Origin of the sequence: Undibacterium sp. Di24W (assembly GCF_049340325.1) — a bacterium.
Classification (GTDB): domain Bacteria; phylum Pseudomonadota; class Gammaproteobacteria; order Burkholderiales; family Burkholderiaceae_D; genus Undibacterium.
In genome coordinates this window covers 70,290-96,061 of the sequence record NZ_JBMPOP010000002.1, presented here as the reverse complement: position 1 = coordinate 96,061, position 25,772 = coordinate 70,290, and the positions used below count along the sequence as shown (strand labels likewise).

The following is a 25,772-nucleotide window of genomic DNA, read 5'->3' as shown; positions in this document are numbered from 1 at the left end:
CACAAAATACAATATTTCGATATACATCCGAATTTCCAGAATTAATCCTCGTCAATGATCTATACAATTAAATCATATTTGCTTTTATAAATAAATGATGAATCCACCCATGAATCCCCAATCTACTTACATACCATTTCAAACGCTACAGCAAGAATTGTTAGCGAATCCCTCCGAACTGAGAGTCAAAATCACCGAAGCATATCGCCGTGACGAGACTGAATCTGTGGCTTGGTTACTTGCGAATATACAAGAAATAACCGGTGCAAAAAACAACACTCATGAGTTAGCGAAAAAATTGGTTAGCTCGGTGCGCCAACAACGTACTCGCGCCTCTGGTGTCGATGCTTTGATGCATGAGTTCTCCTTATCCTCTGAAGAGGGTGTGGCTTTGATGTGCTTGGCAGAAGCTTTGTTGCGGATTCCTGATGCGTCGACGAAAGATAGATTGATCGCCGACAAAATCAGCAAAGGCGACTGGCGCAAACATTTGGGCGAGTCACCTTCTCTATTCGTGAACGCAGCGACTTGGGGTTTGTTAGTAACGGGTAAGTTAGTCAGCACTAATAGCGATCAAGGCTTAGGCTCCGCTGTAACGCGCCTTATTGCAAAAGGGGGGGAGCCACTGATTCGCAAAGGCGTGGATCTGGCGATGCGGATGTTGGGCAATCAGTTTGTGACCGGACAAACTATCGATGAAGCTTTGAAAAACAGCCAAGATAATGAGAAGCGCGGCTATCGCTACTCTTACGATATGTTGGGTGAAGCGGCATTGACTATGCATGATGCAGCGTTTTACTACAAAGCTTACGAAACCGCGATCCACGCGATTGGCAAAGCATCGAACGGTCGTGGTATTAAAGATGGTCCAGGTATCTCAGTCAAACTCTCAGCTTTGCACCCACGCTACTCGCGCGCACAACGTGCCCGTACGATGGAAGAATTACTGCCACTCCTGAAAAAGCTTTTGATTTTGGCGAAGCAATACAACATCGGTTTGAACATCGATGCGGAAGAAACCGATCGTCTGGAATTATCCTTAGATTTAATGGAGGCACTAGCTTTCGATAAAGATCTAGAAGGCTTTGAAGGTATAGGTTTTGTGGTGCAAGCGTACCAAAAGCGTTGCCCGTTTGTGATTGATTATTTGATTGACCTTGCGCGTCGTAGCAGCCGTAAATTTATGGTGCGTTTGGTCAAAGGTGCGTATTGGGATTCTGAAATCAAGCGTGCTCAAGTGGATGGTATGACAGGATTCCCAGTCTACACACGCAAGGTTTACACCGATGTCTCTTATCTGATGTGTGCGCAAAAATTGTTGGCAGTCACCGATGTGATCTACCCACAGTTTGCGACGCATAATGCCTTAACTTTGTCGACGATATACAGTTGGGCGCAAGAAGCGAAAGTGACCGATTATGAATTCCAATGTCTGCATGGCATGGGCGAAACTTTGTATGACCAAGTGGTTGGCGCAGATAAGCTGAACAAGCCTTGCCGTATCTATGCACCAGTAGGTTCACATCAAACCTTGTTGGCGTATCTGGTTCGTCGCTTGTTAGAGAATGGTGCCAACTCTTCTTTTGTGAATCAAATCGTTGATGAGAAAATTTCTATCGACTCATTGATCGAAGACCCAATTCAGATCGCAAAAAATCTCGCTGGTCAAATGCATAGCGGCATTCATTTACCAAGTAATTTGTTTGGTAAGGAACGCAAAAATTCAGCGGGTGTGGACTTCAGCAATGAATTGCAATTGCAAAAAATCAGTGCTCATTTTAGTGCATTCAGCCAGCAAATTTTGACAGCGGCACCGCTGTTAGCAGGTAACGTATCCGCGAACGCAGCACGTCCCGTATTGAATCCCGCTGATCATAGTGATGTAGTTGGACAAGTGGTAGAAGCCGACGCCAGCGACGTGCAAACTGCTTTGGTTGCTGCGCAAGCTTATGCAACAGAATGGCAAAATCAAACACCAGCAGCGCGAGCTGCCTGTTTGAGCAAAGCGGGTGATTTGCTCGAAGCGCAGACTTTGGATTTCATGTCATTAGCGATACGCGAAGCAGGCAAGTCTTTGCCGAATGCTTTGGCTGAGGTGCGTGAAGCGGTTGATTTCTTGCGTTACTACGCAGCGCAAGTTGAAGCTCAGCCACAGACAGAAGCATTGGGCCCAGTGGTTTGTATTAGTCCATGGAATTTCCCTCTCGCCATTTTCATTGGTGAAGTCAGCGCCGCTTTAGCCGCAGGTAATGTGGTGTTGGCAAAACCAGCTGAACAAACTCCTCTGATTGCACACCGTGCTATTCAATTAATGCACGAAGCTGGCGTCCCCGTTGGGGCTTTGCAATTCTTACCAGGTACGGGTGAGGTGGTCGGCGCGCAATTGGTGGCCGATAGCCGTGTTAAGGGCGTGATCTTTACTGGCTCTACTGAAGTGGCACAAATCATCAATCGTACTTTGGCTAAACGTTCGATTGCTGAGAACATTGATATTCCATTGATCGCCGAAACGGGTGGTCAAAATGCGATGATCGTTGACAGTAGCGCATTGCCAGAACAAGTGGTGAATGATGTCGTTTCTTCGGCATTTGACAGTGCAGGACAACGTTGTTCGGCTTTGCGTGTTTTGTGTCTGCAAGATGATATCGCCGACAAAACTTTGGAAATGTTGCACGGTGCAATGCAAGAGTTGCGTGTTGGCATTCCAGATCGTCTGGCGACTGACATCGGTCCAGTGATTGATGCTGAAGCACAAAAAAATCTGCAAACGCATATTGATGCGATGCGTTCGAAAGCGAAGTCTTTCTATACTTTAGATTTGCCTGCGAGCTGCAAGAACGGCACTTTCGTTGCACCGACCGTACTGGAAATTAACTCTCTGTCTGAATTGACTAAGGAAGTATTCGGTCCGGTCTTGCACGTCTTGCGTTACCGCCGCGATGATTTGCCTGCGCTGATCGACGCTATCAATGCTACAGGGTTTGGTTTGACCTTGGGTGTGCATTCTCGTATCGATGAAACGATAGAATTCATCACACAACGCGCGCATGTTGGCAATATTTACGTCAATCGCAATATCGTTGGTGCGGTGGTGGGTGTACAACCATTTGGAGGAGAGGGTAAATCAGGCACCGGTCCAAAAGCGGGCGGCCCCTTGTATTTGAAGCGTTTGCAAAAAAATCCTGGCATGAATTTCAGCGGTAACACCGTTTATGAAAAACAAGCACCGGTTGCCTTAGATGCCTTAACGGTATGGGCGAAAACCCATGGCCACCTTGATGTCGCTGATTTAGCGGAGAAGTACGCACGTCAAAATCCCTACAAGATGACGATGCTGTTGCCGGGACCTACAGGTGAAACCAATACTTTGGCATTCTCTTCTCGTGGACGGGTGTTTTGTGCGGCTAAGGATCTCGCGACATTGCTCAACCAGATTGCTGCGGTGGTGGCAACGGGTAATACGGTTGTGGTGGAAGCGCACACTAAACAGTTGCTACCAGCCGATTTGCCAAAATTGGTGGCTGATGCGATCGTCGTCGCTAGCCCTGACCAGTCTCATGCGCAATTTGCCTTGATAGCGCGTGAGCTCGCAGCAAGCTATCGCCCTGTATTTGCACAACAAGATGGTGCGATCGTGTGTATTGTAGAAGCAGATGTCAATACAGAATTGCCTTTGTGGCGTCTGGTTGCCGAACGCGCATTGTGCGTGAACACGACCGCGGCGGGTGGTAACGCAAGTTTGATGACTTTGCAAAACTAAGCCGATGAATTCGTAACTTTTTTACGAATTGACTGGCAACAAAAAACCGTATGAGACCGAGTTGTTGGCCGCATACGGTTTTTTTGTAACTATAATTTTTGAACCTAGTGATTTTAGTACTTGTAGCCAAAACCAAACGTGATCAAGCTATTGGTGCTCTTAAAATTATTGCTCGGTTTGCTCGTGTAGCTCAAGGCCGCGCCCGCATTTAAGGTCCAACCGTTTGCGACCACGGTCGCCAGGTTGATATCGAGGGTGCTTCGAGTACCTATGTCACCGGTACCAGGATAAACTGTCCAACGTTGTTTGATACTGGAAGTTGCGCTGATTTTGTGAGTGGATTCTTCACCGAGCAAAAATTCGAAACCGCGTTTGCTAGTAGGTGATGGCGGTATGGTGGCGCCAAATTGCGTTTCTGAAAAACCTATACCTGTAAACAAATCAAAGTTGGTTTCATCGGTTTTGATCAGTTTAAAACCGGCACCTGCATTGATGGCGTAACGTGAATCAATGTTCTGAATCTTATTAGTTTCTAGTTCACCGCCACCAAAAAAGAAACTATTCTCGGATAAATTGTAGTCATAGCGGCCACCCAGACGCAGTAGTTGAGCGGTATTGGTTTTGATGTTATTGACTTTGTTACTGCCGTAATTGATCAAACTATATAAACCAAGTTTATCTTCTTTGCTCGCTTTGGTCGCGTTGGCCACGACGTTAAAGGTTTGTGAAGAGGTGTTGCTAGATGCCAGCGAACCGCCAATGGCGATGCCGCCATGCCATGTATTGTCTTGCAAGGTTTGTGCTTGAACGTTATTGACTTGTGTGATTGCGAAACCCAATAGCGCGAGAGATTTGCAGCTTAGTGAAAAAAAACGAGGGTAAAACATGAAATTTCCTTGTTGATTTGTATCTGTACGCATCGGAGTTTGCATTGACACCGAGCGCGTCTAAATTATATCTTTGATTCCAGTTACAGGTTTATAGGGAGAATCCGTGGAACTTGATAAGCCTTATATAACGTTGCTTGCACGACGAGGTTGACTGGGATTGCGCCAACAGCACCATTGGGTTTGTTGCAAAAAATCGCATTAAAATGCAGGAAGACGCGAATACTAAGTCTTTTCTGATCTACACTAACCCTTATTTTGTTCAAATTGGTGATGCGATGCGTACTGCCTTGATTTCTTCAGTGTTGTTCAGCTTGTGTTTAGTTAGTGCATGCGAGCGGCTCGGTGTTCCTGATCCAGCAAGAGATGCGGCGATTAAAGAAGCCGATGCACGTGCGACTGGAAGTGCTTGTCGCCATGCAGGGCGTGGCATAGAAGATTGTTACGTGATGAATCCTGAGGCATCAAGAGCTGCCGTGTATGCTGGTTGGAAAGAAATGAACGACTACATGCGCGAAAATAATATCGTTGAAATTAAACCGACAGCCTCAGCCTCTGCAGCAGCGTCTGAATCTGCTTCTGCCTCTGCCTCTGCTTCAAGTTCTGCTTCGGCATCCGCTTCCGCCAGTTCACATTAAAGCTTCTATGCACGCTAACGCCCAACTAATACAAACATTTTATCAAGCCTTTCAGCGTCGTGATGCGGCCGCTATGGCTGAATGCTATGCCGACGAAATCGAATTTTCTGATCCAGTTTTCCCTCGTCTGTGTGGCGAGCAAGTCGGTGCTATGTGGAAAATGCTAACCAGCCGCGCTGAAGATTTTTCTTTGAGCTTTGGCGGCATAGAGGCTGATGCAACGAAAGGACGTGCGTCTTGGGTCGCGACTTATCGCTTTAGCCAAACCGGTCGCATGGTGGTGAATCGGATCGAAGCGACATTTGAATTTCGAGACGGTAAGATCAGTCGCCATCAAGACCATTTCGATTTATGGAAGTGGTGCCGCCAAGCCTTGGGTCTAACAGGCTGGTTGTTCGGGGCATTTCCCATGGTGCAAAATAAGATTAGAGGGCAGGCCGCGGCTAGCTTAAGAAAATTTACAGCGACTACTTAGTCGACATAGCCGGTATTTGGATTAGCGGATTTGGAAATGCAAAGATATCGCCAACAAGTCGTGGGCATCGTTTTTTTAGTAGGCATAATGTCGGGGTGCTCATCCGACCGAACCGTGGTTAAAGACCCTGTCCCAATACAACTCTCCAACGCTGTATTGAAAATTGATAATGCCGTGCTCGCTGAAATTTTTCCAACAGACGGCTTGAGCAATGATACTTGTGGCCTGCCTGATTTCACTGAGCCTCTTATCCAAAAGATTAACGAAATCCGTGCTCAGGCGCGGTATTGCGGCAACGAGTACTTCCAAGCAGCCGCGCCATTGGCTTGGCAAAATAGCATACGAAGTGCGGCCTATCTACATGCGGTACAAATGGCTCAGGCGAATATTGTGTCGCATACCAGTTTTGATTCACGCGAATTAAAACAAAGAATCCTGGCAACGGGTTATCCTTACATGAAAGCTGGCGAAAACATTGCGGCAGGTCAGCGTACTTTAGATGTGGTGATGCAAGGTTGGCTGGACAGCCCAAGTCATTGCAACAAAATGATGGACCCAGACTACACTGAAGTAGTCGTAGTTTGCGTGGCAAAGAAAAATTCGTTTTATAAAACTTATTGGACGATGAATCTGGTTAGGCCTTTCCCTGGCGAATCGGTGCCGAAAAAGAAGCCTCCGAAAGAGCCTTCTGTTATAGAGAAATTTTATTCTAATCGTAATGTACAACCTTAAAGTTTAGGGTATGCATTGTCGATCAGTAGGTCTGCGCTGCTCATTACTGGCAAAGTAAACCAGAACAAGCTGCCTTTGTTGACTTCGCTGTGAAAGTCAATTTCCCCCCCCATTTTTTCCACAAATGATTTTGCGATATTGAGACCGAGGCCAGTGCCGCCTTGTTGTCGCGTGTTAGAGCCGTCTGCTTGGGCAAATTTAGAAAAAATCTTATCTCTAAATTCAATCGGAATACCTCGCCCACGATCTTCGATCTCAATTCGAATAAACTGCTGATCCGCTTGTAGGCGCATAATTACGGTTTCGCCCTCAGGCGAGAACTTGGCGGCGTTGGACAGTAAGTTGGCAAATACTTGCATGACACGGTCGCTATCACCGACGGCGTACAGAGTTGCGCTTGGTTCTACTAAGACATACTGCACACCGAGAGCGGCCGCGTAAGCGGTATTGGCTTCGATTGCTTGTGCGGCGAGTTGTGTCACATTGAAACTCTCTGATTTAAACTCCATCTTTCCGGATGCCAGCTTTTCCATATCGAGCAAATCATTGACCAGACTTCCTAATCGTTGGCTATTTCTGTGGGCTATTCGAATCAAATGCATGAGTTTGGGTGTTAGTTCGCCTGCCGCACCGTTTTCCAATAAACCAAGAGCGCCCCGAATGGAGGTGAGGGGCGTACGCAACTCGTGACTGACTACTGAAATAAATTCAGATTTAGCGCGATCCGCTTTCTTCTGTTCGGTTAGATCCAAAACAAAACCAACCCATTCAAAGCGAGAACCTTCTAGCTGCGCAAGTCCGACCATGACTGGCACCTTGACACCGTCTTTGCGCGTCAGCTCTGCTTCGAAGGGGGCCGCCTGACCGAATTCACGTATTTCAGCGAGTGCAGCTTGATGCGCTTGATGATATTCGGGCGAAGTAAGTTTTAACCACTCGATTTGATTGCTGATAATGTTTTCTCGATCGACCCCTAATAATTTGAGTAAGACATCATTGGCTAAGGTCAAGTGACCACTCATATCGCCTTGAAAAATACCGATCAGGCTAGAATTCACCAAACGGCGCAAGCGTGACTCACTGATTTTTAGCGCGTCGACCATGTGTGATTTATCTTGTACCGCTAGTTCAGCTAAATTAAGCGCATCGACCAGATCATTTTCGATTTTTTTCATCGCACTAATGTCGCGTACGCTGAACACACGACCGATTAAGCGATCACGCAGATACTCGGGCTTAGAAACACAGATCAGGTGCCGGCCATCGATTAAACCCAAAGTGTTTTCGGTTTCTGCTTCGTTATTAACTTTGAGATTTAATAAAATTTCTCTAAATGATTCTGGATCACGCAGGCAGGATAGCAGGTGCTGCATCATCAAAGTTTCATCACGCGCCACGATGAGGTCGTCCGACAAATCCCAAATAGAAGCAAAGCGACGATTCAAATTAACGATGCGACCTTGTAGATCAATCGATAAAATGCCTTCGGCCGTTGCCTCTAGTGAGCTTTGTAGTTGTGATGCCAGATGAGTTTGCTCGCGCGCGATACGCCGCCTTTCAGTAAGATCCTCGGCTTGAATGATCCAAAAATACTGTCCACTATTGCTAAAACTCGAAACGCGTTTTTCAATCGGAATCGCATGACCGTTGTTGTCTAGCCATTCGCTTTCTATGACACGTACACCAGAAAACACGGGATTTGCTTTGATCTCCTCCCAGAAAAAAACGTCTTGCAGTGCGCACTCAACACTGGATAATTCTTGCCCCAACAAGCTTTCACGGGTTCGACCTAAGATCTCGCAAGTGCGATGATTGACTTCTATCAGTAAGAGATCGGGGGCGGATACCACCATTAAGGGCACCGTTCCGTGCTGCACGATATGCTGCAGTAAATTGAGCTGTATCGCAGAATCTGAGTAGTTCATCTCGTATCTGACTTATCTGTTGGTGCCGGTGCCGGTGCCGACATTGGTGCTGCCACTAGACGAGCGTTTTGATTTAGAATCAAAGTAATAATTAACACGTTTGCGTGGGTTCAGATAATCGAAGATTGCTTTTGGCAGTAAGCCTGGACGTATGCTGGCGGTAATCGACAGATCAGCACCTTCTTCTGATAAATCCAAAATAATGGCATCTTCTTTGAGAATTTCGGCGTCATATACCAAGACGCGTGGTCGCAGCGGCTTACCAACATTCACATTCATGACCAGTCCAACAGCCTCGTTGGACAGGCGAACGATGGTTCCCGGTGGATAAACACCGAGACTCTTTATCATCGTTGCCATTACTGCTGGATCAAACTGGGCGCGTCGATGCGCGTACATCATCGACAGGGCCTCATGTGGCGTCAGTGATTGACTGGGGTCAAGGTGATTACATAAATTGTCATAAACATTGGCGATGGTCACGATGCGAGTCGGCATACGTATAGCATCTGCTTTTAATTTTTGTGGGTACCCGCTGCCATCCATATGTTCGTGGTGCTGAGCTATCACTTCTATCACTACTGGTGGTAAGCCGGCTTTGCTGCCCACGTCCACGCCATACTGGGTGTGTAGCTCAAAGAAATTTTGCTCAGGTTTTGTCAGTGCTTCGGTTTTGTTTAAAATTTTATCCGGGATATTGACTTTTCCTATGTCGTGAAACAGCGCTGCCATACCTACTGACTTGATTTGCGCCTCGCTGCATTTCATTTCGCTCGCAAGCATCATTGCCAATACGGAGACATTCAAAGTGTGGAAATACAGATCTTCATTCGCGCCAGTCTGCTGTATCAGATGCATTACCGTATCGTTCGAATCTAAAAAAATATCGGCAATGCTGTCGATTAGTTTGCTGGCTTCCTTAATGGTTTTTTCTGGTTGCGAAAATATGGTTTTGCCGATTGATCGAACAATCGTTGCCGCCTGGACGAATTGTTCTTCGCAACGTGCTAATTCGTCGCGTTGACGCATTAATTTTTCAAAGCGCGCTTTTTTTGCTTCTACTATGCTGTCAAAAACGACGACTTTAGCGGTGCTATCGGACTTAGCTGTTGTTACTGTTTTGTTCGCATTGACCAGCGTTAAATCCGACTTGGATGGTATATAGCGTATGTGTTTGAGTTCAAGCGCTAAGAGTTCATTGAGCTGCTCTTGATTGGTGATTTTGAACGAATTCATGGAGAACGAATGCTCAAACCAACTCAGATCGAGTTTGATAAACATGCCAATCTTGACTTGTTCGATGGCGATGAGTTGAGAGTCGTCTGACATCTTTGGCTGCTAAGTAGGGGAATCAATTGACGATAGCACAGGCATGTTTCAATTGCAAAAAAACTGATCCATTTCCTTTCGGCTTTTCTTGATCCTATAGTGTAATCTTTGAAGCACTACGCGACGAACAAAAAAATATCCAATTGTGAATAATGGTTAAAATTTCCAAGATTTAAGTTTCTGTTGTTAGCGTACTTGCCGTCAGTTAGGCGTTAACTGTTACCGCGAAAGTTGAAACGCCCAAAAGGGCGTTTCGTATGAAACTAGATTCATTTTCCTTTAGATTGTTTCACCATGGCTTTCACGTCTGCTAAAAGTTGTTTGGCATCATAGATGATTCCATCTTTTACTGTGTATTTGACACCGCCAACTTGTTGTACCTCACCATTTGGTTTTAATCTTGTATGTCCCGTGCCATACAAGACCTTAAAGTTCGCCAATGGGTTTTCGTCTAGGATTGCCAGGTCTGCTAATTTGCCTGCTTCGATACTGCCGGTGATTTGATTGATGCCCAGCGCTTCTGCACCTGATAGGGTTGCCGCTTTCATGACTTCTAAAGGATGGAAGCCCGCTTCACGCAATAACTCTAATTCCTCTATCGTACCGAAACCATATAACTTGTAAATAAACCCCGAATCAGAGCCAACCGTGACGCGACCGCCACGATTTTTGTATTCATTCACAAACTGCATCCACATACGATAATTTTCTTTCCACGAAACTTCATCTTCGGTGCCCCAGTCGAAGAAAAATGAGCCGTGCGAATCTGGGTTAGGTGAATAAAATTTCCACAACGAAGGTAAGGTATATTCATCGTGCCAAACTGCACGCTGAGCGCGCATTAAGTCACGTGCCGCCTGATAAATAGTGAAGGTCGGATCGATGGTGAAATCAAGTTTCAATAATTCCTCCATCACCGCATTCCACTTTACAGTGCCCGGCTTAGCGGCTTGCGCCCACAAGCGACCAGCTTGGGCAAAGCGCTGTTGTTCGTTCTGGTAGTTATAGTCGGCGGGATAGTTTTGAACTGTCTGACCATCAAATAGAGCTTCCGGCAATCCATACCAGTGTTCCATCGAAGTTAAACCCCAACGTGCGGTATTGAGAACGTTGACACGTGCGACATCGATCTGAGCATGGTGGCAAGCCGAGCGCATGCCTTGTTTTTTGGTTTCTTCTAAAGCTGCCTGCAAAATATCCGGGCGGTAGCCGAAACACTTCAAGCCATCCGCACCTTTGGCTTTCATATCGCGTACCCAAACGCGTGCTTGTTCGGGATTGGTAAATGGTGCGCTCTGACCTTGTCCGAAGTAAGGGTAGGCCAGAATGCGCGGCGCCGTAATTTTATTTTCTGCGCTACGTTTTTTCTCGCTTAAACAAAACTCCAAACCATTGCCGCATGACGGATCACGTATCGTTGTAATACCGTGCCCCATCCACAGTTTGTACACGTATTCGGCTGGCGTGCCTTGCTCTGCACCACCAATATGGCCATGCATATCAATGATGCCTGGCATCACATAATGCCCTGCCAATTGCATTTCTTTGCCTCCTGCTTTGAGCTGAGGGCGATTACTTCGGATATTGGAAGTAGGTGTGCCAACGATCACCACCTGGGTGATTTTATTGCCTTCTATGACGATATCGGCTGGACCAAATGCTGGTGCGCCGGTACCGTTAATGACGGTGACTTCGCGTAGGATCAGTTGGGAGTAAGGGCCTTGGCCTTCATGACGATCAGGCGCGGGGCTGACTTTGAAGTGTTGTTCCTGTGCGTTTGCGCTAAGTAGGTTCAGGGTAATCGCAGAAGCTAGCAGTGCCGAACGAACATTCTGGGAAAGTTTCATATTATTTTCTCCAAGTGCTATGTTGGGAATAGCAAGTGACTATTATTTTTTGGATTTGCTTCGAAATAGATCGGTATCAAGGCAACTGGTTGTGAATTGAGAGTTGTTACCCGCCATAGCGTAGTACAACTTTAGATGGTTTGGGAATATATTGGTTCCAGCGGGCACCTAAAAAGGGCTTCGTATGAGGCAATGCTTCTCCGATTTAGGACATGAGTTTTAGTGCATTGTCAGCAGCTAAAAAAAAGGGCCACAATTTTCATTGTGACCCTTCGAAATTACGGCTTGCCTATATGTTTATCGAGGAATTTTTCTACTTTTCCCCAGAAATCAATATTGTTGTCGAGACGACGCCAGCCATGTGCTTCATCTTTATAAACTATCCATTCGACATCTTTGTTATGGTCCTTAATGGCATCATAAAATTTGGTACCGTGAACCAAAGGTACGCGAACGTCGGCGGCACCATAAGCCAAAATTAAGGGATTCTTGAGACGTGCTGCCTGCTCCAATGGCGATGTCGCCTTTAATTGAGCAGCATCTTTTTCCTGATCTCCAATCAAGAACGGCATGCCATATTTTTGCCACTGCTCAGAATTGTCGCTCCAGGAAACATCATACAAAAGGTTAATATCGGAAACGCCTACCCAGCTAATGCCGCAGCGATATAGATCTGGATTGCGGATTAAGCCCATCAGAGTGGCGTAGCCACCATAGCTGGCACCAGCAATACAAACGCGCTTAGGATCGGCATAGCCTTGATCGATCGCCCATTGACGTGCGTCGTCGAGGTCATCTTGCATCTTCAAGCCCCATTGTTTCCAACCTGCTTGAAACAATTTTTTACCATAGCCCTCACTGCCTCGGAAATCGGGTTCAATCACAGCGTAGCCACGTGATGCCAGCAGCTGTGTTTGAGGATTCCAACCCCAAGAACCTCCACGCACATAAGGTCCGCCGTGTACCATGACGATCAGTGGCAAGTTTTTACCTGTAGAGTTTTTGGGCAATGTGATGTAAGTAGGAATTTCCAATCCATCGCGAGCCTTGATGCGGACGAAACTCTTGTTCGACATTTGACGACGGTCTATTTCCGTGCGACTCATGCTTAACGCAGATAATTTTTCACTTTCGATGTTATAGAGAAAAGACATGCCTGGATTGGTGTCGGAAAAGGATGTGATCTTCAAGATGTCGCCACCCTCTCTCGGGAACGATATGAGATTGGTCATATTCGGTATCATGCCATCGATTTTTTCTTGCACTTTCTTAATTTTGTCGTCTAACCACAGTACGCCATTGGCATCAGTGAGGTAACTGATACCGATCAGCTTATTTGATTTTTTGTCAAAGATCAGAGTGCCGTTAAAATCGAAACCCTCTAATTCAACTAAAGGCGTTGGAATGATGCGGTTGTTCTCTAAATCGTATTTGTAGACAGATTTAGTGTCTTTGCCATTGAATGTGGTTACGTAAACGCTGCCATCTGGCCCTATAGCCTCTGGGGCAAAGCCATCTTCTTTGATATTGTCATACTCAATCAATGTGCGCCAGGTTTCATTTTTAGGATCTTTGTACAAGACAGTGGTCATTTTTTCTATAGTACGTATAGCAATTCTGACTTCACCCTGATTGTCCATCATAAAGTTGCTGGTATTGATCGGTGTCGTAATGCCTGTTGCCACGCCATCAATGGTGTTGACACGCATTAATGTAGCTGAAGGCACTTTGCGTGTACCACTGCGCTGTATAACAAAGATATCATTTGAGCCAGGCGTTCCTACTGCGCTCACAAATCCATAAGCCGAGGTGAGCACACGGAATTTCGCACTGCCGGAACTCGTCCGCTCAATAATTTCACGGTCATTTTTTCCATCTTTATCGATGGCAATCAATCCAGGCCCGGTTCTTTGTTGACCCGCGGCAATCTGGCGGTCGCCCATGCTGTAGACAAGACGTTGGTTATTTACCCAGGTGGCGCTGGTGATATCTAAATTCGAATATTTGGCGATCACTTGTAGTTTGTTGCTTGCGGTATCCATGATGGCGAGTGCTAATCGTTGATCCGGACCTGCCATAAGTAGGGCGATGTTCTTACCATCTGGCGAAAGTGAAGAGGCGCCAAATTTATCAAGCTTAAAGAAATTTTCTATTGGTGGTAGAGCGGAATTTTGTGCTACGACGATAGGTGAGACACACAGGAAAACTGCTAGCAGTAAGCCTTTCCAAGAAATTTTGTTCATAGTGGATTCCAAATTATGTTGTAAATGAAGTTATATGAGTTTTTCTTTTAGGAAACTCAAGCATTTATATTCACATAGTCAAAACACAAACGCCCCGGAGTCGGGGCGTTTGCTAGACTTAACAATTTAAATCAATGAAGATTTAATTAACAAGCTAGTTTCACTATTAGTTGAATTTATACTTCGCGCTAAGTGTGAAATAACGACCGTAGTTGTTATGCAAGCCAGTGTTGTAGCCGGCAGTTGTATAAGCTGGATCGTATGGTGCTTTGGAATCAAAGATATTGGAGATATTCAAAGACAAGCTCAGATTTTTGAAGCCTGTGTATGTGTATCCCAAACCAACCGTTGTCCAATCAGGTACTTTGCAGCTTTCCTCAAACTCTTCGAAACGTGGGTTTGCCGTATTACGGTTTGGAGCGGCATCAGTCGCTTTCTTCGTACCGTAGTAGCAGAATTCCGCTGGGTAGATCGTCTCACCATCACGGTTACGCATTAAAGAAACACTGCCAACATAGCTAACGGAAGCATTTACGCTATGCGGCCCTTGAGTCCAGTTTGTTGATATACCACCCTTGAAGCGTGGTGTATCTGGACCGCTGCTCAGGTTCCAGTCGTATATCCCTGGACGCTTACCGGCGACGTTATGCTCGATGTCTCCCAAGACTTGTGCAATCTTGTAAGAGATTTGGTAGGAGCCACGCAATGTGGATGACAAGTTACCCCAAGTACCCAAATTGTTGCGCAAACGCAATTCAAGATCGAGACCTGTTACTTCCGTTGCACCTTGGTTGATCCAAGGTTCTTTGATAGACAACAATGGACCTGTGCCTGGTACCGGTACACCATTCAAAGTAACCCAGTTGACCGGATTAGGATCACGCACGATGTTTTGTGGGAAGCGATCTTCGTCCTTCAAAGCTTGGAATGCACTACCGAGCATAACTTCACCTTGCTTACGAATCTTGTACCAATCCAACAGCATGTCGAAATTGCTAGTTGGTGACAAGATCATACCAAAGGAGTAGCTTTTCGCTGTCTCTGGCTTCAGATCTGGGTTAGCACCACCTGTACCAGAAGCTGATTTTGAGCAATCGGCTGCAGTTGCATTTGGTTTTGGTGTTTGCTCATCGGCTTCACAGCGCTTCGGATCCCATAAGCCACTTAAGAAGAATTGTGAACCGCCTGGTAATACTTGCACCAGAGCAGGTGCACGGAAGCCTTCTGCATAAGTGCTACGGAAAGACAAGCTGCTGTTAACATCCCATTTTGCACCGACTTTTGGTACAAAGTTAGCTTTCAGGCCTGGGTATTTATCGAAGCGACCTGCGAAATCCATTTCGAAATTTTTTAAGAAAGGTGTACGCAATTCTATGAAAGCTGATGACACTTTGCGGCTACCGTCAATCACTGAGTTACTCAGCCCCAAAATATTACCTGACGCCAAATCAGAATCTGGCGTCAATACAATTTTCTCATCGCGGAACTCTACACCGGTTGCTAAGCCGATTGCACCCCCACCCAGCTTACCGAATTCAGTGGTTGCTTTTGCATCCCACTGCATAATTTCAGCTTTGCCGTTGTTCTTTACGTTCTTGAACAAGGTAGGATCTTTGAACAATTCAGCCATCGATGTGCCAGTATTGATTTTCTTCAAAGTTGGAATGTAGAAGAAATTATCATACTCTTGTAAGCGCTCAGAACGATTCCACAAAACTGCAGTTTCCCAATCAAAACCGTAGTTGGAGCCTTTTAAACCAGCCAAGGCACGAGCGTTTTCATTGGTGGTTGTTTGATTGCGTAATTTGTCTTCAACGCGAACGGACACAGACGCACGTGCGGTTGGGAATGGATTGTTTGGATGTCCGATCGGCAAAATGATTTGGAAGGGATCGGCAATACCAGTCGATTTGAAGTTCGTTGTTTGACCTGTTCCCAAAGTCGCACCAGCACCTGTATATGGGCGCTCAGACTTCGTGTAGGCAACTTCAGCGAATGCACTGACGTTGTCATTGATCTTCAGGCTACCAACGCCCATCATGCTTAAATCTTTAGCTTCGCCTTGAGCTTCACTATATCTGTCGGCATTGTAATTACAGATAGTGCGACCGAACAAAATACTGGTTGGCAAAATAGCTTCACGAGCACCTAAAGTCAATTTTTCTGAGTCTGGGCAGCTCATGTCTGCTACCAGATTGGTTGCCATGTTTGCGCGTGTCAATCCAAAGTTTTTGCTGCCTGGAGCTGTTTCTTTTTGAATCCAAGCATATTTGGAAACTGAGCTGGAGTATGGGGACGCATAGCGACCATTCATGGTCAGGTATTTGTCATATTCGATATCTTTTACATCAGCACGAGCTACGCGATCGCGTTTCGAATAATCAACTGAGAAGAAAGCGTTATAGCCGTTGCTCTCGAAGTCGCCAATACCAAACGTTGCATTAGCACGTTGACGACCGAATTTACTATCATCGTTTGCGCTGAGGTTGATACCACCTTCAGCACCGCGGAAATTACGTTTGGTGATAAAGTTAATAACGCCACCGATAGCGTCAGAACCGTAGACAGCTGATGCGCCGTCTTTGAAGATTTCTACACGTTCAATTGCACTCAAAGGAATGGAGTTCAGATCGTACAGTGTAGAGTTACCATTGTTTGGGTCAGCATAAGCTGATGGCGTCATGCGACGACCATTCAACAAAATTAAGGTCGAGGTGGAACCTAAACCGCGCAAAGATGCAGTGGATACACCTGCTGCAAAAGTACCGCCAGTTAAATCTTGGTTGATGTCTGAACCCATAGACGGTACTTGCTTCATCAACTCAGCGATATTGGCAGCGCCGCTTTCAGCGATTTCTTTTGCCGTAATTGTATGAATTGGTGAAGTACCTTCTTTTTCAGTACGTTTAATATTAGAACCAGTAACCGTAATTTTTTGAACTACAGGCTCATTTGAAGTTTGTTGAGCAAACACGACGTGCGACGACGCTAAGGTAAGCGCGACCGCGATAACGCTGCGTTTTAATGTGAATTGACTATCCAAGATCTACTCCTTGTTGTGTTTTATTGAGTTTGGGTATCCCCCCCGTTGAGATGCAACTATCAATCACACTCGCCAGGTCGACTATGGTTTTCCAGTCTCTTTTTTCTCATCGAACGATTTTGATAAGAAAAAGAGCAATTTTTGAAAATGTTCTTAGTTGCGGATGGAACTTGCAAGTAAGTGAAACACTTTTAAAACCTATTAATCGCGAAGGATTATCTCAACGATTAACTTGGCGCTGTGTCATTTGTGGCTATCTTGCGACATGATTTGCACAGTAATTTTCATTGCATGCTAATAAGTTATTGTTTTAAGACTGTTACATGCACTGTGGAAATTTTGTGGCTAAATGTCTTATAAAAATGAGACAAAAAGTATTTTTTTTGGAGCTTGGAATTCTAGGTATATGACCGATGATTGAATCTATTTAATAAGCTTCATGCTCTTCAATTTACACGAATTAGACCATCGAATTTTGCGCTGTGATCAGCGAATATTTGTTATACAAATGCCTTTGTTTCCAAATTTTAGTCACTAGAGTTTCAAGATTTTTCGTCAAAATAAAAAAGCCCCAACGAATTGGGGCTTTTTATCATAACAAACCGAACTACTTTACAAATTCAAATTAGAACTTGTGGTTGTATTCAGCTGTGAAGCGCACTGAACGACCAGCTGTGTAGCTGAGTGGGCGCTCATAATTTGCGCTCATACGAGTACTGCTGTTGTAAGCCTCGACTACGTTTTGCAAAGTTTGCGCATTGAAGATGTTGAAAATATCTGCTTTGAATGCAATACCACCCAAGAATGTTGGTTTGTAAGTCACATTCAAGTCCAAACGTTTGTCAAATGGCAAATTACCGATCTTGCCACGTGGTACCAATTGATTCTGTGCACTTGTTTCACCGAAACAGAAGAAAGCTTGGTTAGAATAGTTTGGAGAGTTGCCTGGATTAGGATCGTTACCTAAGCATGAGCGTGGACGACCAGATGCCAGCAACAAGTTACCACCAACAGACCATTCGTTGTTCAATTGGTAGAAACCAAACGCTTTGATCTGATGCGTACGATCATTTGGCAACAAACCTTCAGCACCACGTTGAACTTCTGGGTAATCCCAAGCTGCTGTTACAGAGACGTCAGCTTGACCATTGTCTGAACGAACTTGACCTTCTGTATTGCCGTAGCTACGTGACCAAGTGTAGTTGACTTTACCATACCAACCATTACGGAATGGATGCTCTAAGAACAAATCTAAAGCCGTGTAAGTCCGGATAGCTTTGGTGAAGCCTAAATCTGCTTCGCTCAAAGCAACGGATCTGTAATCGCCCTTGCCAGAAATATCTTGTATGAAAGTATTTGCTTTACCTGGGTTAAACAAGTAACAATCTGCACCAAAGTTTTCGTTGGTGATGGTTGTTTTCGTACGTGCTGCCCAAGCATCGAATGGACGATGGTCGCATATATCATCGATTGTAGACTTCAACGTACGGTAAGTCATACGTGCGCCGGAATTCCATTCTGGTGCCAATTGCTTTTCAAAGCCGAAAGTGATTTCGTCTTGATACGTTGGTTTCATATCTTTTGCAGCAAATGATTTGGCGTCTTTCGGTTGTCCATATTCATTATTTGCAGAGATAGGTGCCGTCAATTGCTTCAGACCTTGTGGTTGACCATTCGCGTCAGTACCCGTGTATGTGTAGTATTGAACTGCATTGTAAGTCGCACCCGCTGCACGTAGACCAATGTTAGTTGGGATAGGTACAGAATAACGACCGGCGGTACCGAATACTTTCAAAGATGCATCGCCATTCACGTCCCAAGATACCGCTAAACGTGGATTGATTTCACCTGGTTGATCCAAGAACTTCTGACCTAACTTGTTCTTGTTCAAGAAAGCTTCGTAACGAATACCACCAACAACCATCAAGTTCTTAGTTACTTGATATTTGTCTTCAAGGTAGAACGCAGATTGTTCACCATGTGACTCTGTTACGTCAGAGTAGTAGCCTTTGGAAACATAGTAACCTTGCGCGCCGTATCCGCCACCGCTAGCTGTAGCAGGAACTGAACCACCTGTTACAGGAATTGCGATGTTTGGATTATCCGTTTTCAGATACGTCCATGTGCCGCCGCCTGGTGTTGTTGCGCCACCAAGTGAGTCAGTTTTAGACTTGTCGAAACCAGTACGGATTGTGTGTTGGTTTAACTTGTATTCCAAATCGATACGTGCAGACTTGACCAAATCGTTGCTGCCAACGCCAGGCACGTTTGCGGTAAATGATTGTGGGTTGGTGTAGCTCAAGCCTGGAACACGGTTCGCTACATCTGCAACAACACCCATTGCCGTTGCGTTGTAACCAACCAAAGTGGTTTCATGTTTGGACTTAGCCTGACCGTACATTGCTGTCAATGTCAAATCTTGTGTAAGTTCACCCACATACTTCAATGCATTTAATTGGTTACCATTGTCATTGATGTTGCGGTTAGTTTGTTCAGAGGTCACTGTACCGACACGTGCGCCAGTGGCATAATCGTAACCAGAACGTTTGATATTCACCACTGGTGCATCACCAATAGCCATAAACTCTAAGCGGTGTTCGTCAGCGATATTCCAGTCGAATTTTGCCAAGTAGCGATTAACCGTTGTTTTTTGGTCGTTCCAGCCGTTGACTGCATTTGATGTTGCTGTACGGGTACCATTTACGAAGCCTTGGTCCGTCTTGGTTTGCTCAGCCGCAACCATCATGAATAATTTGTCTTGAATGATTGGGCCACTTACATAACCGCTCAACTGCTTAGAGTCTGCTGTATTTTGATTGCGACGCAGGTACAAAGTGCCATCAGTTGCAGCATTGTAGGTACGACCTGTTTTTGAATAGTAGATATCCTTAGGGTCAGAGCGTAAGGAATCTGGAGACCAAGTTACCGCTGCGCCTGCTTCCCAACGATTTTTACCAGATTTAGTAATGACGTTGACAACGCCACCGATAGAACGTCCGAATTCAGAACCAAAACCACCCGTCAAAACCTGTGCTTCAGCAATTGCGCCGTATGGCAACTGAGAGGAACCGAAACCAGTCAATGGATTAGTAACTGGGAAGCCGTTGATGTAGTAAGAGTTTTCTGTAACAGCACCACCGCCAAAGGACGCACCGTTACCCGCAAAGCGTGTATCGCCGCGCGTTGTATTTGGTGCTAACTGAACAATCGCTTCAACACTTTTTGCGACAGGCAGATTTTCTAATTGACGAGCGGTGAAAGACGCGCCGTTGTTCGTAGAGGAAATATCAATCGCCTTACGTGCACCTGAGATTTGAACAACTTGTACTGTGCCGCCAGCTGCAGCGAAAACAGCTTCAGTACCTTGGCCCAGCACGACGTCAACCGTTGTGCTTTGAGAGACACTGCCGCCGCTCATCAAGTCGACTTTGTATGTGCCGATAGGCAATGCAGTGATCTGGAAACGGCCTGTTGTGTCTGCAGTCGCAGAACGGCGAACACCATTGTCTGAGTTCAAAATTTGAATAGTAGCGCCTGGAGCTGCTTTACCGAAAATCGAACCAGCTGCATTAGATTGCGCCAACACTACAGTTGGTAAGCTAACAGCGACTACGCCGAAACCAAACGCAACAGTTAATGCATGTGCAACTAAGGTTTTCTTGAAAACCGAATTTTTCTTGGACATGTAATTTCCTAGGTTAATAAATAAAACAAAAAGATGGTTAATTTCTTGAATAACTATCTTTAGACGAACCCTTCTAGCGGGTAACCAGTAGGGATTTCCCCTCCTACTACGGATACGAACGCGGTAATCCTCTTGCCAACGCATTATTTAAAATGCGGCTTTAGTAAACTGATTCCCTTAAAGCTGAAAAATCAGTTTAGTAAATTAACATTAAAAGTACCCGATCTGCATAGAAACATTTCTTCGCTCATAGTGTCAACATTTGCCATGAGGATGAGTGAAAAATACAACGTTTTATGGGCGCCGGAGCAACAAGAAATGCCAATTAATATATTTATTGATCCACACCTGACCGTGCAGAATTTCTTGAAAAAGCAGGCGTCAAGAATACAAAATTGAAATCTCGATTTATTGAGGTTGGTCAGCACTAATTAGATCATCTTGATCTTGATTAAATGTCTCAAAATTAGTATCGCCCATTATCCTGCTGGTGAGCGTGCCTGCGGCGATCGAGCCGCTGACGTTTAATGCCGTGCGCCCCATATCGATTAGAGGTTCGATGGAAATTAACAAGCCAGCTAAAGCGACGGGCAAGTCTAATGATGACAATACAATTAAAGCTGCGAAAGTAGCACCGCCTCCGACGCCAGCGACACCAATGGAGCTTATGGCAATGATGCCAATCAGTGACGCAATGAATGAAAAAGACAATGGGTCTATACCCACGGTTGGGGCGATCATAAAGGCTAACATTGCGGGATAGATCCCTGCACATCCATTTTGCCCCATGGTCGAACCAAAAGAGGCTGCGAAATTAGCGATTCCCTCCGGTGTACCTAAACGTCGATGTTGAATTTGTACACTCATAGGAATTGCGCCTGCGCTGGTGCGCGACGTAAACGCAAATGCTAATACTGGGAAAATTTTCTGCACATAGCGTTTAGGATTTAAGCCGCAAGCAGCAACAATTGCCAAATGTACTCCAAACATAATGAAAATCGCGCTATAAGATGCTAGTACGAAATTGATTAAATTAAGGATATCGTTTTTATTTGATTTAGCGACAATTTGAGTCATTAAGGCGAAAACACCAAATGGCGTGAGTCGAAGAATAAGTGTAACCAAACGCATCACAATGGTTTGCGCCACTTCAATAAAGTGTGCGAATGATTTAAATATTTCAGCTTTCTTCTCTGCGATCCCGGTCGCGGCGACACCAATAAAGATAGCAAATATCACCACTGCGATGGTCGAAGTCTTGCGTGCTCCCGTCATATCTAGAAATGGATTTTCTGGGATAAAACTTAATAACATGCTAGGCAGGGTGATCGCTTTCGCACTGGCTAATGTGCCTTCCATGTATTGTCCGCGAGCGAATTCGGCAGAGGTGTAATTCAAGCCTATGGTAGTGAGACCGTAGAGTTTCGCCATGAGCAAACCAACTAAGGCTGCAATGACCGTGGTCCCGAGTAAAGTGCCTATAGTTAGACCACTGATTTTGCCAAGTGAGCTGACATCCTTCAGTTTTAAAATTGCACTGATGATCGATACTAATATCAGCGGGATGACTATCATCTGCAGTAATTTTACATAGCCTGTTCCAATAATATCCAAATAAGCATTTGTGCTGCTAATGACTGGCGACTCGACGCCATAGAAAATCTGGAAAACTGCGCCCAATAGAACACCGAGGCTAAGGGCTGTAAAAACTCGTTTGGTAAAAGTGATGTGTTTTTTTTGCAGCCAGTATAGCAAGCTACAAATTGCGATTGCCCCGCTGAGGTTTAGAATTAATAGGGGAGTAGAAGAGCTCATTATTTGCTTTTCGTAATTTTATGGGAGTGGGCATTCTAGCTGATATCTTTCCAAATATATTATGCTGATTTTTTGTTTCTTAATTCGTTTTGCTTATTTGGCTCAGTCCTATTTATGCTGACGAAACACATAGAAACTAATTTTTGCACTCGAAAAAATCAATGATGTTTTGAAATGCTGTACCAAAATAGAGCTCGTAACTGTCCCTTTCTACGTAGCCCAAGTGTGGTGTGAGTAAGACGTTTTCTCTGCTTCTTAGCGCGTAGTCTTTTGGCAGCGGCTCGTTTTCAAATACATCCAGCGCGGCGAAGCCAGGGCGTCCTTGTGACAAAGCTTGCGTCAGCGCATCCGTTTCAATTAACTCTGCGCGACTGGTGTTGACGATTAGTGCATCAGATTTCATGCGCTGTAGGTCACTAAGTTGAACTATGCCTCGGGTCGTTGGATGTAGCCGCAAATGCAGTGAAATTACGTCGGAGGTTTCGAAGAATTCTTGTCGTGAAGCCGAACTTCGATAGCCGTCTTGTTCCGCTTGTTCGCGACTCGCTTCGCTACCCCAAATGACGACGCGCATGCCAAACGCACGTGCATATCCTGCGACTAGTTTACCAATGCGTCCATAGCCCCAGATACCTAACTGGCGCCCCTTCAATACCCTGCCTAACTGATTGTACTGCGGATGAATTGAGGCGGTTTGCCATAGTCCGTCCTGCAGATGTTGGGTGTAGTTGGTGATCTTGCGGGAGGACGCCATGATCAGCGCCCAAGTAAGCTCGGCCGGCGCTGTCGGGTCTCCGTTGCCTTCTAAAACTGTGATTCCGAATTCGGCCGCTGCTGAGATGTCAACATTGCCAGCGACTTTGCCGGTTTGTGAAATCAACTTAAGATTTGGCAATTTACTCATTAGAGCTCGATTCAACAGGGTGCGTTCGCGGATTAATACCAGTGCGTCAAAAGAGGCTAAACGAATTGCCAGTTGCCCCAAGCCTACTGCGCGGTTATTAAAGACCTTAACCTCATGTTCTTTGAGCAATGAAAAACAGTCTAAATGTCGCACTACATCTTGATAATCATCTAAGATCGCAATCTTCATATTTTGCCTTTTGCTTAGAGCGGTAAGTATATTTTCAAAAACAGTTCCATTTTGACATGGATTGTGACGCAATTTTCGCCAGATCTTGGCAGGTCGGTGTAGAATACGCTGCACGTAGCTTTTTGAATCTTCCGTTTCGTGCCTCTTCTCCTAACAGACATAGAACGTAAGCTTGGATCTCAGACTCCAAATTTCACCTTGTCTGTGTTCCTGATTCCGACAAAAATTGCCGCTATCGTGCTGGTTATGCTTGAGCTTGGATTTACCCTAAGTGGACATTGAGTTCGGAAACGAATTTAGTTCACATAAATACCACTTGCTCGCTTCACCCGCTTCCCTAGCCATTCTTGCCGTGCCGCTACACCGATTTTTTATTGAAATGGCATTGGAGTTAGTATTATGAATCAACCTTACACACAAGGCGTAGCTGCCGCATCTTATTTGCAAGATGTGCCCGCGCACGTAAAACATCAAAAACTCATCAATTGGGTGGCAGAAATGGCGGCTTTGACTAAGCCAGACCGTGTCTATTGGTGTGATGGCACGCAAGAAGAGTACGACCGCTTGTGCGCACTCATGGTTGCCGCTGGCACCATGAAGAAACTAAGCGAAACAAAACGTCCAAATAGTTATCTGGCATGTTCCGATCCGTCAGACGTAGCACGCGTTGAAGATCGCACTTACATCTGTTCCGCGAAGCAAGAAGATGCTGGTCCAACCAATAACTGGATGGCGCCGGACGAAATGCGCGCAACTTTAAATCCCTTGTTTGACGGTTGTATGCGTGGTCGCACGATGTATGTCGTGCCATTCTCTATGGGACCGCTAGGCTCACCAATCGCGCACATTGGCGTGGAATTATCGGATTCGCCTTATGTTGCCGTGAATATGCGCATTATGACGCGTATGGGTAAAGCCGTTTATGACGTGCTTGGTACCGACGGTGATTTCGTACCTTGTATGCACACAGTTGGTGCACCTCTGGCGGCTGGCCAGCAAGACGTGGCATGGCCATGTAACTCTACAAAATACATCGTGCACTATCCAGAGACGCGTGAAATATGGTCTTTTGGTTCCGGGTACGGTGGTAATGCCTTGTTGGGCAAAAAGTGTTTTGCACTGCGTATCGCTTCGACGATGGGACGTGACCAAGGTTGGTTGGCTGAACATATGCTGATTTTGGGCGTTGAGTCTCCAGAAGGCAAAAAACATTATGTCGCAGCGGCCTTCCCATCTGCATGTGGTAAGACCAACTTTGCGATGTTGATCCCAGCGATCAAAGGCTGGAAAGTGACTACCATTGGTGACGATATTGCTTGGATCAAACCGGGTGCTGATGGCCGATTGTATGCAATTAATCCGGAAGCGGGTTATTTCGGCGTGGCACCGGGTACCAATACGGCGACTAATTCCAATTGCATGTCTTCACTGACCGCGAACACGATTTTCACCAATGTTGCATTGACGGATGACGGCGATGTTTGGTGGGAAGGTATGAGTAAAGAAGCGCCAGCGCATGTGATCGACTGGCAAGGTAAAGACTGGACTCCAGAAATCGCGAAGGAAACCGGCCGCAAAGCCGCGCATCCAAACGCACGTTTCACCGTCGCTGCAACACAAAATCCAGTGCTCGATCCAGCTTGGGACGATCCAGCAGGCGTGCCCATCTCCGCATTCATTTTCGGTGGCCGTCGTTCAACTACGGTGCCTTTGGTGACTGAAGCGCGCAATTGGATTGAAGGTGTTTACATGGCTGCGACCATGGGATCAGAAACCACCGCTGCGGCAGTTGGACAACAAGGTATTGTCCGCCGTGATCCATTCGCGATGCTGCCATTCATGGGTTACAACATGAGTGAGTACTTCCAACATTGGCTCAACATGGGTGAGAAAATCACTTCACTTGGTGCTAAACAGCCAAATATTTATTGCGTAAATTGGTTCCGTACCGATGCGAATGGTAAGTTCGTCTGGCCAGGTTTTGGCGAAAATATGCGTGTCTTGAAGTGGATGTTGGAACGCATTGACGGCGCGACGACCGGTCAGGAAAACATTTTTGGTATCAGTCCAAGCTTTGAAGACATCACGTGGGATGGTTTGAATTTCACAGCGGAGCAATTTGAGACGATTACTTCTATCGACAAAGACGCATGGAATGCTGAGTTAGCATTGCATACAGAACTATTCGATAAGTTGAAATACCGCCTGCCAGCAGCTTTGGAAGCGACCAAAGCAAGCTTGGCGAGCCGTTTGTCTTAGGCTGTTTTGGCTGGCCGTTTTTGCTTTTACTGGCGGTAAGT

At 45.7% G+C, this 25,772-nt stretch carries 14 protein-coding genes; 5 read left to right on the top strand and 9 right to left on the bottom strand.

Annotation, left to right across the window (positions count from 1 at the left end):
* The first annotated feature begins 97 nt into the window (after window positions 1–97).
* The gene (putA, locus tag ACO0KZ_RS03845) at window positions 98–3,760 is read left to right on the top strand and encodes a trifunctional transcriptional regulator/proline dehydrogenase/L-glutamate gamma-semialdehyde dehydrogenase (protein ID WP_422993885.1); all 3,663 of its coding nucleotides are present in this window, start codon (window positions 98–100) and stop codon (window positions 3,758–3,760) included.
* A gap of 113 nt (window positions 3,761–3,873) precedes the next feature.
* Here putA and ACO0KZ_RS03840 read toward each other — a convergent pair whose 3' ends face one another.
* Window positions 3,874–4,647, bottom strand: coding sequence for a DUF481 domain-containing protein (locus ACO0KZ_RS03840; protein ID WP_422992927.1), 774 nt, complete (start codon window positions 4,645–4,647; stop codon window positions 3,874–3,876).
* Between the two features lie 206 nt (window positions 4,648–4,853).
* Between ACO0KZ_RS03840 and ACO0KZ_RS03835 the strand changes: the two genes are divergently transcribed.
* Genes ACO0KZ_RS03835 through ACO0KZ_RS03825 form a run of 3 tightly spaced genes read left to right on the top strand, consistent with a single transcriptional unit; the run spans window position 4,854 to window position 6,492 of the window.
* Window positions 4,854–5,285, top strand: a complete 432-nt coding sequence (locus ACO0KZ_RS03835; protein WP_422992925.1) for a hypothetical protein — start codon at window positions 4,854–4,856, stop codon at window positions 5,283–5,285.
* 7 nt (window positions 5,286–5,292) lie between these two features.
* Window positions 5,293–5,760 (top strand): nuclear transport factor 2 family protein, encoded by a 468-nt coding sequence (locus ACO0KZ_RS03830; protein WP_422992923.1) that lies wholly within the window; start codon window positions 5,293–5,295, stop codon window positions 5,758–5,760.
* A gap of 36 nt (window positions 5,761–5,796) precedes the next feature.
* Window positions 5,797–6,492, top strand: coding sequence for a CAP domain-containing protein (locus tag ACO0KZ_RS03825; protein WP_422992921.1), 696 nt, complete (start codon window positions 5,797–5,799; stop codon window positions 6,490–6,492).
* Here the strand turns inward: ACO0KZ_RS03825 and ACO0KZ_RS03820 are convergent.
* The 8 genes from ACO0KZ_RS03820 to ACO0KZ_RS03785 form a co-directional block, all read right to left on the bottom strand.
* Entirely contained in the window at window positions 6,489–8,417 is a 1,929-nt protein-coding gene (locus tag ACO0KZ_RS03820) for an ATP-binding protein (protein WP_422992919.1), read from the bottom strand. The genes ACO0KZ_RS03825 and ACO0KZ_RS03820 overlap by 4 nt on opposite strands.
* Window positions 8,418–8,429: 12 nt before the next feature.
* On the bottom strand, window positions 8,430–9,746 hold the full coding sequence (locus ACO0KZ_RS03815; protein WP_422992917.1) for an HD-GYP domain-containing protein: 1,317 nt from the start codon (window positions 9,744–9,746) through the stop codon (window positions 8,430–8,432).
* 269 nt (window positions 9,747–10,015) lie between these two features.
* A complete protein-coding gene (locus ACO0KZ_RS03810) occupies window positions 10,016–11,593 on the bottom strand; it encodes an amidohydrolase family protein (RefSeq protein ID WP_422992915.1) in 1,578 nt (525 codons plus the stop codon).
* A 278-nt stretch (window positions 11,594–11,871) separates the two neighbouring features.
* Window positions 11,872–13,836 carry an alpha/beta hydrolase family protein gene (locus ACO0KZ_RS03805; protein ID WP_422992913.1) on the bottom strand — a complete coding sequence of 655 codons (1,965 nt, stop codon included), beginning with the start codon at window positions 13,834–13,836 and terminating at the stop codon, window positions 11,872–11,874.
* Window positions 13,837–14,002: 166 nt separating this feature from the next.
* Window positions 14,003–16,879, bottom strand: a complete 2,877-nt coding sequence (locus ACO0KZ_RS03800; RefSeq protein ID WP_422992911.1) for a TonB-dependent receptor — start codon at window positions 16,877–16,879, stop codon at window positions 14,003–14,005.
* A gap of 625 nt (window positions 16,880–17,504) precedes the next feature.
* Window positions 17,505–20,564 (bottom strand): TonB-dependent receptor, encoded by a 3,060-nt coding sequence (locus ACO0KZ_RS03795; protein WP_422992909.1) that lies wholly within the window; start codon window positions 20,562–20,564, stop codon window positions 17,505–17,507.
* Window positions 20,565–20,972: 408 nt separating this feature from the next.
* Window positions 20,973–22,379 carry an L-cystine transporter gene (locus ACO0KZ_RS03790; protein WP_422992907.1) on the bottom strand — a complete coding sequence of 469 codons (1,407 nt, stop codon included), beginning with the start codon at window positions 22,377–22,379 and terminating at the stop codon, window positions 20,973–20,975.
* Between the two features lie 136 nt (window positions 22,380–22,515).
* The gene (locus ACO0KZ_RS03785; protein WP_422992905.1) at window positions 22,516–23,472 is read right to left on the bottom strand and encodes a D-2-hydroxyacid dehydrogenase family protein; all 957 of its coding nucleotides are present in this window, start codon (window positions 23,470–23,472) and stop codon (window positions 22,516–22,518) included.
* A gap of 399 nt (window positions 23,473–23,871) precedes the next feature.
* Between ACO0KZ_RS03785 and ACO0KZ_RS03780 the strand changes: the two genes are divergently transcribed.
* The gene (locus tag ACO0KZ_RS03780; RefSeq protein ID WP_422992904.1) at window positions 23,872–25,731 is read left to right on the top strand and encodes a phosphoenolpyruvate carboxykinase (GTP); all 1,860 of its coding nucleotides are present in this window, start codon (window positions 23,872–23,874) and stop codon (window positions 25,729–25,731) included.
* The last annotated feature ends 41 nt before the right edge of the window (window positions 25,732–25,772 follow it).

Coding starts and splice junctions, on each gene's coding strand:
- putA (WP_422993885.1), top strand. CDS start 98: ATGAATCCACCCATGAATCCCCAATCTACTTACATACCATTTCAAACG.
- ACO0KZ_RS03840 (WP_422992927.1), bottom strand. CDS start 4,647: ATGTTTTACCCTCGTTTTTTTTCACTAAGCTGCAAATCTCTCGCGCTA.
- ACO0KZ_RS03835 (WP_422992925.1), top strand. CDS start 4,854: ATGCAGGAAGACGCGAATACTAAGTCTTTTCTGATCTACACTAACCCT.
- ACO0KZ_RS03830 (WP_422992923.1), top strand. CDS start 5,293: ATGCACGCTAACGCCCAACTAATACAAACATTTTATCAAGCCTTTCAG.
- ACO0KZ_RS03825 (WP_422992921.1), top strand. CDS start 5,797: ATGCAAAGATATCGCCAACAAGTCGTGGGCATCGTTTTTTTAGTAGGC.
- ACO0KZ_RS03820 (WP_422992919.1), bottom strand. CDS start 8,417: ATGAACTACTCAGATTCTGCGATACAGCTCAATTTACTGCAGCATATC.
- ACO0KZ_RS03815 (WP_422992917.1), bottom strand. CDS start 9,746: ATGTCAGACGACTCTCAACTCATCGCCATCGAACAAGTCAAGATTGGC.
- ACO0KZ_RS03810 (WP_422992915.1), bottom strand. CDS start 11,593: ATGAAACTTTCCCAGAATGTTCGTTCGGCACTGCTAGCTTCTGCGATT.
- ACO0KZ_RS03805 (WP_422992913.1), bottom strand. CDS start 13,836: ATGAACAAAATTTCTTGGAAAGGCTTACTGCTAGCAGTTTTCCTGTGT.
- ACO0KZ_RS03795 (WP_422992909.1), bottom strand. CDS start 20,564: ATGTCCAAGAAAAATTCGGTTTTCAAGAAAACCTTAGTTGCACATGCA.
- ACO0KZ_RS03790 (WP_422992907.1), bottom strand. CDS start 22,379: ATGAGCTCTTCTACTCCCCTATTAATTCTAAACCTCAGCGGGGCAATC.
- ACO0KZ_RS03785 (WP_422992905.1), bottom strand. CDS start 23,472: ATGAAGATTGCGATCTTAGATGATTATCAAGATGTAGTGCGACATTTA.
- ACO0KZ_RS03780 (WP_422992904.1), top strand. CDS start 23,872: ATGAATCAACCTTACACACAAGGCGTAGCTGCCGCATCTTATTTGCAA.